A 7,204-nucleotide genomic window follows, 5' to 3' on the forward strand; every position below is an offset into this window, starting at 1 on the left:
TAGCAACCGGCAACTGCTCGGGGCCCAGGTTGGAAATGACCACCGTGGGCTTCACCTGCTCGTACCGGCCGTTGATGATCGCGAACAGGGTCGTCAGCTCGAAGTCGCTCGGCTGCTCCTTGCTCACACCCACCTCGTCCAGAACCAGCAGCGACGGCTCGATCAGGCTGGCCAGAATACTGGCCTCGGTCGCCTCACTGGAGCGGTCGTAGGTGGCGCGAATGGCTTGCAGGATCGAGCCCACAGTTCGGTACACGGCCGAGTGCGACGTGCTGCGCATCAGGTCGTTGGCCATGCCGGCGCCCAAGTGGGTCTTACCGGTGCCTGGCTTACCCAGCAATACCATGCAGCGGCCGTTCTCGGCGATCTGGTCGAAGGTCTTCACGTAGTGGCGGCAGAAGCGCAGCGCCTCGGCCTGGCCCTTGTGTTCGGCCTTGTAGTTCGCCAGCGATCGATCAGCGAAGCGTTTCGGGATCAGCGAGTCGCCCAGCTTGCGGGAGATCGCCAGGCGGACATTCAGGGCCTGCTCGGCCTCGGCGCGAGCCTCACGCCCCTCCTTGGCAATGCGAGCGCATTCAGGGCAGTGGCTTCGCAGTGCCTTGCCCAGCAACATGGTGACCTTCTGCTCGAAGGGGCCGTGCTTCTCGCAGTCGGCTGGCTGGATGCGGGCAACGACCGCTCCTTGATCGATCTGGACGACTTTTTCAGAGCGCATAGCTGCCGTCCTCCCGACGCTTCAAGCCTGAGGTGTAATCGCGCTCAGCGAAGCCGTGATGGCGACTGGTGGGCAGGTGGTGGACGTTGTCAGCAGGAACCTCGACCTCGTCTTCCCAGCGCTTGCCGTTGAGCCAGGTAGCCGGGTGCGGGATGAATTGGCCTTTGTCCTTGATCCAGCCGGGGGAGGCACACTGCTTGGCCAGGCCCTGGGCGATCAGGGTGAACAGGTCGTCAGTGACCTTGAGTTTCTTCCACGCCTTCTCCGCAGCCGCCTTGCCCTTCTTGTTCGGGTACAGCTTCCAGAACTTCGGGAAAAGGTCGTCACTCGCCGGAGTCGGCAATGCCGTAGGCGTTGACGTGTTTCGGGTATCAGCAGTCAGGGATCCGGAATCAGGAATCAGAGAATCAGCCCGAGCGCTACCGAGATTGGCAGAAGCAGTCCCGCCAAAATCGGTACTGATACAACCCTCTGACGCAGAAGGGATAATCGACTCCGGCTCATTACGATGCGGGTTCTGATGTTTGTCGAAGTTCTGCACCTGGATATAGCGCTTACCGCTCACGGTGTATCGAACGATGAAGTCTTCCCTAGCAAGCCAAGACAGAAGACCTTCGATATCCACACCATCGCGATAGGGGAAAAGCTCACCCTTAATGCGCAGAGGGCGATCTTCCAGTCGCCCAGCCTTATCAGCGAGCAGCCAAAGACCCTCAAAAAGCAGAGTCAGCATGGGGTCAGCCACGCCGAGGACTTCGTTCTTGAACAGGGCTGGCTTAATGTTGCGAGCGCGGGCCATTATGCGGACCTCATGATGCTATGGGTGCCGAACGATTTGGCGCCGTTACGACGCTCAGAATCTGTCCTCCCGTGGTTCGGGTGGAATCCGTAAAGAAGCTCAGCGGATTTACGGGCGGCAGCGGCTTCCTCTAGAGATTTGAATCGCCCCAGGTGCAGCCGCTTTCCGCGCACTCGAATCTTTGCGGTCCAGGCACCACTTTCCAGGCGCACGCCGGTCGTGCCCGAAGTGTTGTCAACACGCATGTGCTGGTTCTGCTGATTACCTACGACGCTTACGGCGCGCAGATTTTCAATGCGGTTATCATCACGAACGCCGTTAATGTGGTCGATCTGACCTTCTGGCCATTCGCCGTAGGTGATCAGCCAGATAACGCGATGCACCCGAAAAGCAACATTGTTGATCTTCACGCGAAGGTAGCCGTCGCTGTTTGGAGATCCTGCAAACATGCCAGGCATGGCCCTGCTGCCACGCCTGACCAGATTCACAAGCTTTCCGTCCTGGACCTTAAACAACTCCCTGGCTTGGTCAGCGGTAAGGAGTTGCTCGATGTCTTTCCGCGCCACAGATTCGCAGCTAGGATTTTGTGGCGCGGGACTGATTAGCCCCTTGCCTGAGAGTTTCGATTCAGTCATGATTCACCTCACAGATGAGTTACCGCTGTACTTAGAAGAAGCCGCCCCGCCAGGCGGCTTTTTTGTTTCCGCGAATCTGCTGATTCGCTAATTCGGGTCTTCATCAGTCCCTCCTTTTTCAGGCCCTATCGAGTCCTGATTCCTTTGTGGCACCGGGAGGTTTCGGATTTTTCCGGCCCCTCTCGGCCTGGTCTTCTCGAAGAAGCGCTCTGTTCCAAGCTTTGCGGCGTACTGCTCAGGCGACATGCCTGCCTTTTTCGCCAGTCGCACAAGCTTTTCGTAGAGGCGTCCATCGATCCCGTGGCAGATCGTGGTTTCGGGCACGTAGGCCTCCTTCCGGGCCTTCAGGCCGTCTGGCTTTTGTCGGTAACATCGCTCTCGATGATGCTTTCCAGTTTTTCCTCAACGCACATGCGCACGAAGACGGCCAGCTGAAGCTTGTGCAGCCGGGCTACGGCCTTGAGCGCTTCATAGGTCTCTTGGTCGTAGCGCGACTTAATCTCCCGGTCTTTAAGGTGACTTTGGTCGTGATAGGCCATACGGGTACTGCTCCTTGCGGTTGAAGTTGGTTATGCGGCGGACTTGGCTGGCGCGGTTACAGCCAGAAGGCGCTGAGCCTTGAACGGCTTGCCATTGGCCTTGGCCAGGACTGCGATCTTTTCCGCGTAGCTGGTCTCGCCGGTGTATTCGGTGCGCGGGAGGCAGCCAGCGGTGAGCCACTTGTAGACGGCGCGCGGCGTTTTCCCGCAAGCGAGCGCAACGGCAGTTACGCCGCCTGCGTCATCGATTGCCTTCTTGAGCTCCTGCATGGGGCCTCCAAACGAAATATGAACTGTCAGTACATATTATGTCGGAACTGAAAGTACATGCAAGCGCGTGCGATATTGAACCTATGGTTCAGATAGAAGAAATACGCGCAGCCTTCGCGGCGCGCCTGAGGGAGGCCCTGCTCGCCAACGACATCCCGTCATGGGGCGCTGGCGCTCGTCTTGCGAAACTTGCCGGCGTTACGCCGAAGGCCAGCAGCAAGTGGCTGAACGGAGAGTCAATGCCGGGCGGCGCCAAGATGCTTGCCCTGGCGTCAGCCCTAAAGGTGCGAGTGGAGTGGCTGGAGTACGGGCGTGGCGCCATGCGCGACGGTGATCAAATGCCTGCGAAGCAGCTGGCATCTCAGCCAGCGGACGTACCGGCGTTCCCCACTGACGAGGATGAGGAAGACACCTACGTCCACATCAAGCAGTACACCGCTCTGGTTTCAGCAGGCCCCGGCCAGTCCAATGATCACGTCGAGGTTAGGGGCACGCTGGCGTTCAAGCGCGAGTGGATTCGATTCATGAGCCTCAACCCGAAAAACCTAAAGGTAATTTATGCCCAAGGCTCAAGCATGGAGCCAACCATCAGTGATCGCGATGTACTACTGATCGATGAGTCGAGAATCGACCCCGTCGACGGGCAGGTTTTCGCCCTCTTCAGCGAGAACAAGGGGGCAATCGTCAAGCGCCTCATTTTCTCTGACCTTGAAGGATGGATTATCCGTAGCGATAACCCGGACAAAGCGCTCTATGCAGACCTGAAGGTGCCAGATGGAGAGATCCATGAGCACCGCATCCTTGGTCGCGTAATTTGGCGCGGCGGAGTCCTATAGCTCATGGAATACAGGTCCGGGGATCAGGCGTGGCCTGGCGAATTCGTCACGCACTTCATGTTCGCTGCAACCATGCAACTGCGGACGCCATACTGCGTACTTGAACGACATGGTGAAACCTACTGGGATCGATCAGCACCGCCCCCAATCTTCATCCGCGAAGAGTGGCAAGGGATATGGATTCCCCAAACCGAATTTTCTGACCGCATGGTTCCTTTCTCGAAAATGGCATCCGAGATTGGCCCCGTGCCGACGCACGGAAGCGACTTTCACCGTTTTCTGCTTTCTATTCGCCAGCTAGCCGAGGTGATTGATGGCTCGGATGAGCGTTGCGAAGCCATCTTGCAAGAGTGTCTACGGGAGCCGTGGTCAGAGATCGTCGAAAAGCTCGGCGGCGCAGAGATGATCTCCGGTCGGTTTTCCGGCGATGTTAAGAAGGCCTAGCCATGACGCTAACCAAGCCCAACCAAGAACTCCGTCGCGACCTCCAAGGGCTAGCCTCTGACCTTAAATGGTCAGCAGTCGAACTGATGCGAATCGCCGTCCGCCTGAGCGAAGCCGGAAACGAGCATGACGCCCAGGCGGTGATCAGGATCTGCCAGGTGATGCAGGATGGGGAGGATCGGCTGGTGGGGTATGGGGAAGAGGTAAAAGCAGGCCGTATCGAGAGATCCTGAAGAGGCTATTTTGCCGGCCGGGATTCGTCTCGGCTTTTTCGAAATGGAGGCAGCTTGGATATCAGCAACATAGCTAATAGCGTAGTCGCCAGCTTGATTGCGGCCATGATAATAGGGCTGTCAAGGGCTATCTGGGAGTCAAGAAGGAGGTATATAGGCATTGTTGCCGCAAACGTTGCAACAATTAGAGAAATCTCTCTAGCAGCCCTGCGAAATATTGCGGTCATGTGGTTTTTGCTCCTTCAGATTCAGCTCAACGTGTTCACCGATAAGCCGCTCACCAGAATGTCGGTGTTACTGATCGCCTTCTGGACATGGTGGGCCTTGTTCTACCTGGTTGCAATGCTAGGCCTCATTGTAAAGCCCAGGGACCTCCCTCAGAACGACTGATTTCCAGCGCTATGCCTGCGTGATGGCTGGCGGCCAGAGTGGTAGGATGGCGCTAAATTCACAGGGAGTTCGCCATGAAGGCTTGGGGAATCGCACTGATCGGGATCGGGCTGGCCGTCATCGCCTACGCTCTGGCCATGGATGTGACATTGCCTTACGGGCTCATGTACTGGGAGCGAGCGAGCAATGCTGAGCTTCTATCCAGGCGCACCATGCTGGCAGTGCTTGGGGCTGCATCTGCTGTTTCTGGCGTGATCCTTCTTTCGGTGCGATCAAGACCCAGCATTGACTCCGTCGGCGCTCCCCTCTCTGGAAGCTCAGGCCATCAAGCGCATGAGTCCATCAGCAAGCCTGTATCAATGCCCCAAGGAAGCGGAGCCTCGCACGGCTGGGTCGCCATACTGCCAGCCACCAGCCAGGCTGAGCTGGACAGGCGCCTTGGGGTCGCCAGAGAGCTTGGTCTTCCAGTCGTATCCGGCTCAAGCATGCCAATCCATTGCGGCTATTACGACTCTCGGGCAGAAGCCGATCAGATCTGCCAGAGGCTGATAGCCGAATGTGGCATGGACGCCAAAACAAAGTACGTCCCGCAAAACTAGAATCCGCCAACATGAGAGCCCGCCTAGCGCGGGCTTTTTTGTGGGCGCGAGAAAAATGTGTACTTTTGGTACTTGACGACTGTGAACCACTGGTACATATTTACACCCATCGAGGCGCTACACAGCCCCTCGGGAGGCCCTCAAGCCGACCGCTCTTTACACAATCCGCGAAACACACCACCAGGTGGGAAAGGTAGCTAGCACGCTCATAGGCAGGAGCCTCCCTGAGCGATGCCGTATCGACCTCGGATCTTGGTGGGACCGCGATCAACACGCTGCTCCGCGCGGTATTCGACGGCGCGGTGAGTTGATCGACCTGTAGGAAATGAATTGGGCTGACGCCAGTTGCGTGCCCGATTACTTGCGGCGACCAAGGCCTGGAGCGCCACCTTTGAAAACGGTGATTTCTGAAAAATCATCGCGCTTTCTGGGGTGAATTCCCAAGTCAACATCGCGAGATCGATCTTTGCATTTTGGGCAGATCACAGGATTCAAAAAGAACTCCGGATCTGCTTTGGCAGGCTTTCCGCATTCATGGCAGGGCCTGACCCTCTGGCTTAGGGCCCAAGCTTCGGATTCTTTGGCAGCTTTCGCCTTCGCTTGAGCTTTCGCCTTGGCCTCACTGCGCTTCCGGCGCTTTGTCTCGGCTCGCTCAGCTTTCGCATTGATCTTGATGAAAGCTTTGCGGAGTTGCTCTGTAACCCAGTCCGTAGCCATGCCCGCCCCAATCCTTGGTGTGATGCGCCCGATATTACGACGCCATCATCGCTCAGGAAACCACCCCAGGAGAAACCAGCCAATGAAGTAGCAAGCCCAGCCGGAACACGGACCGGCAACCCACGACGGACTGCCCCACCCAACGGGCCACAGAGCTGCAGTCGGCAGTCGTGTAGCGAACACCTTACCCAACGACCACCCCGCCGAGGCCGATCGACGCGAGGTGATAGGGAAGCTCAAGGCCAACCGAACTGAGAGCAGGGCCGTCGGCGGCTGAGCTCGAGCGATCACCGCTGACGCAATACCCCGGCCTGTCGCCAGTAGCGAGGCCGGGATTTCACCAGGTGCCATTCCATGAGTGGCATCTGGGAAATCAACCGGAGGGATTCACTATGTTCAACATGGCAACCATGGCGGCTGATGAATGCCGCATCGACGCTGAAGAGCGCACCTACTACCGCTGGATCGACAAGGCATCCCAGCTGCTCGGCCACCAGGTCGCCCTGGGCTCGCAGGAAGAAAGCGACCTGCATGACTTCTTCGCCGACGGCTGCACCCCGGCCGAGGCTGTAACTGAGCTGTTGGCGCAGGCTGAACTGGCTCGCGCTGCCTGACAGACGATTCCCCGGTGCGCCTCAAGCGGGGCGCATCAGGGGGAATCCACTGGAGGAACACAGCATGAACCGCAAGCAATTCCGCAAAGCCCGCGTCGCAGTGAAGTCAGACCGCATGAACAACACCTGCAACTGCCTCGTCCCCGGTTACGAGAAGGCGCTGATTCTTGAGCTGATGCACCGCGACCGTGCCTGACGATTTCACTGGCTGGCCTTGGCGACAGGGCCAGACGGGAAATCAACCGGAATGTCTAGAGGGTCGTTTGCAGACATTTCCTAGACATTTTCAACCGCCCTGGAGGGCAAGACGATGAAAAGCCTTAAGCGCACCAAGATCGCTGACCTCAATAACCAGTTGGACACCCTCGGAGCTTGGATGCGCGCCCATGGCCGCAGTAACGTCGAGCGTGCAA

Annotated in this window: 14 protein-coding genes; 7 read left to right on the forward strand and 7 right to left on the reverse strand. The window is 57.9% G+C overall.

Annotated features, from left to right (window positions below):
* The 6 genes from CQW31_RS30325 to CQW31_RS30350 form a co-directional block, all read right to left on the reverse strand.
* On the reverse strand, positions 1 to 715 hold a 715-nt coding region (locus tag CQW31_RS30325; protein ID WP_099816096.1), incomplete at its 3' end, for an ATP-binding protein.
* Positions 705 to 1,514, reverse strand: coding sequence for a hypothetical protein (locus tag CQW31_RS30330; protein ID WP_028697945.1), 810 nt, complete (start codon positions 1,512 to 1,514; stop codon positions 705 to 707). The genes CQW31_RS30330 and CQW31_RS30325, both read right to left, overlap by 11 nt.
* On the reverse strand, positions 1,514 to 2,149 hold the full coding sequence (locus tag CQW31_RS30335) for an HNH endonuclease (protein ID WP_080694549.1): 636 nt from the start codon (positions 2,147 to 2,149) through the stop codon (positions 1,514 to 1,516). The genes CQW31_RS30330 and CQW31_RS30335 overlap by 1 nt, the downstream gene beginning before the upstream one ends.
* 87 nt (positions 2,150 to 2,236) lie before the next feature.
* Positions 2,237 to 2,473 carry a hypothetical protein gene (locus CQW31_RS30340; protein WP_028697944.1) on the reverse strand — a complete coding sequence of 79 codons (237 nt, stop codon included), beginning with the start codon at positions 2,471 to 2,473 and terminating at the stop codon, positions 2,237 to 2,239.
* Positions 2,474 to 2,493: 20 nt separating this feature from the next.
* Positions 2,494 to 2,688 carry a hypothetical protein gene (locus tag CQW31_RS30345; RefSeq protein ID WP_028697943.1) on the reverse strand — a complete coding sequence of 65 codons (195 nt, stop codon included), beginning with the start codon at positions 2,686 to 2,688 and terminating at the stop codon, positions 2,494 to 2,496.
* A gap of 30 nt (positions 2,689 to 2,718) precedes the next feature.
* Positions 2,719 to 2,958: a hypothetical protein gene (locus tag CQW31_RS30350; protein WP_028697942.1), complete on the reverse strand. Its 240-nt coding sequence runs from the start codon at positions 2,956 to 2,958 to the stop codon at positions 2,719 to 2,721.
* Between the two features lie 38 nt (positions 2,959 to 2,996).
* Here CQW31_RS30350 and CQW31_RS30355 point away from each other — a divergent pair, with 38 nt between their 5' ends.
* The 5 genes from CQW31_RS30355 to CQW31_RS30375 all read left to right on the forward strand — a co-directional run bounded on the left by CQW31_RS30355 (position 2,997) and on the right by CQW31_RS30375 (position 5,460).
* A complete protein-coding gene (locus tag CQW31_RS30355; RefSeq protein WP_226342910.1) occupies positions 2,997 to 3,794 on the forward strand; it encodes a S24 family peptidase in 798 nt (265 codons plus the stop codon).
* Between the two features lie 3 nt (positions 3,795 to 3,797).
* Positions 3,798 to 4,238 carry a hypothetical protein gene (locus CQW31_RS30360; protein WP_028697940.1) on the forward strand — a complete coding sequence of 147 codons (441 nt, stop codon included), beginning with the start codon at positions 3,798 to 3,800 and terminating at the stop codon, positions 4,236 to 4,238.
* A gap of 2 nt (positions 4,239 to 4,240) precedes the next feature.
* A complete protein-coding gene (locus tag CQW31_RS30365; RefSeq protein WP_028697939.1) occupies positions 4,241 to 4,471 on the forward strand; it encodes a hypothetical protein in 231 nt (76 codons plus the stop codon).
* Between the two features lie 54 nt (positions 4,472 to 4,525).
* Positions 4,526 to 4,861 (forward strand): hypothetical protein, encoded by a 336-nt coding sequence (locus CQW31_RS30370; RefSeq protein ID WP_028697938.1) that lies wholly within the window; start codon positions 4,526 to 4,528, stop codon positions 4,859 to 4,861.
* A gap of 74 nt (positions 4,862 to 4,935) precedes the next feature.
* On the forward strand, positions 4,936 to 5,460 hold the full coding sequence (locus CQW31_RS30375; RefSeq protein ID WP_028697937.1) for a hypothetical protein: 525 nt from the start codon (positions 4,936 to 4,938) through the stop codon (positions 5,458 to 5,460).
* A gap of 357 nt (positions 5,461 to 5,817) precedes the next feature.
* On the opposite strand, the gene CQW31_RS30380 is transcribed toward CQW31_RS30375, so the two are convergent.
* Positions 5,818 to 6,177, reverse strand: coding sequence for a hypothetical protein (locus CQW31_RS30380; protein ID WP_096010365.1), 360 nt, complete (start codon positions 6,175 to 6,177; stop codon positions 5,818 to 5,820).
* 392 nt (positions 6,178 to 6,569) lie between these two features.
* On the opposite strand from CQW31_RS30380, the gene CQW31_RS30385 reads away from it, so the two are divergent.
* Positions 6,570 to 6,791, forward strand: a complete 222-nt coding sequence (locus CQW31_RS30385; RefSeq protein WP_099816097.1) for a hypothetical protein — start codon at positions 6,570 to 6,572, stop codon at positions 6,789 to 6,791.
* 64 nt (positions 6,792 to 6,855) lie between these two features.
* A complete protein-coding gene (locus tag CQW31_RS31945; protein WP_256587458.1) occupies positions 6,856 to 6,987 on the forward strand; it encodes a hypothetical protein in 132 nt (43 codons plus the stop codon).
* The last annotated feature ends 217 nt before the right edge of the window (positions 6,988 to 7,204 follow it).

This window comes from Pseudomonas sp. 382, from assembly GCF_002759075.1.
Lineage (GTDB): Bacteria > Pseudomonadota > Gammaproteobacteria > Pseudomonadales > Pseudomonadaceae > Aquipseudomonas > Aquipseudomonas vlassakiae.

Coding starts and splice junctions, on each gene's coding strand:
- CQW31_RS30330 (WP_028697945.1), bottom strand. CDS start 1,514: ATGGCCCGCGCTCGCAACATTAAGCCAGCCCTGTTCAAGAACGAAGTC.
- CQW31_RS30335 (WP_080694549.1), bottom strand. CDS start 2,149: ATGACTGAATCGAAACTCTCAGGCAAGGGGCTAATCAGTCCCGCGCCA.
- CQW31_RS30345 (WP_028697943.1), bottom strand. CDS start 2,688: ATGGCCTATCACGACCAAAGTCACCTTAAAGACCGGGAGATTAAGTCG.
- CQW31_RS30350 (WP_028697942.1), bottom strand. CDS start 2,958: ATGCAGGAGCTCAAGAAGGCAATCGATGACGCAGGCGGCGTAACTGCC.
- CQW31_RS30355 (WP_226342910.1), top strand. CDS start 2,997: ATGTCGGAACTGAAAGTACATGCAAGCGCGTGCGATATTGAACCTATG.
- CQW31_RS30360 (WP_028697940.1), top strand. CDS start 3,798: ATGGAATACAGGTCCGGGGATCAGGCGTGGCCTGGCGAATTCGTCACG.
- CQW31_RS30365 (WP_028697939.1), top strand. CDS start 4,241: ATGACGCTAACCAAGCCCAACCAAGAACTCCGTCGCGACCTCCAAGGG.
- CQW31_RS30375 (WP_028697937.1), top strand. CDS start 4,936: ATGAAGGCTTGGGGAATCGCACTGATCGGGATCGGGCTGGCCGTCATC.
- CQW31_RS30380 (WP_096010365.1), bottom strand. CDS start 6,177: ATGGCTACGGACTGGGTTACAGAGCAACTCCGCAAAGCTTTCATCAAG.
- CQW31_RS30385 (WP_099816097.1), top strand. CDS start 6,570: ATGTTCAACATGGCAACCATGGCGGCTGATGAATGCCGCATCGACGCT.
- CQW31_RS31945 (WP_256587458.1), top strand. CDS start 6,856: ATGAACCGCAAGCAATTCCGCAAAGCCCGCGTCGCAGTGAAGTCAGAC.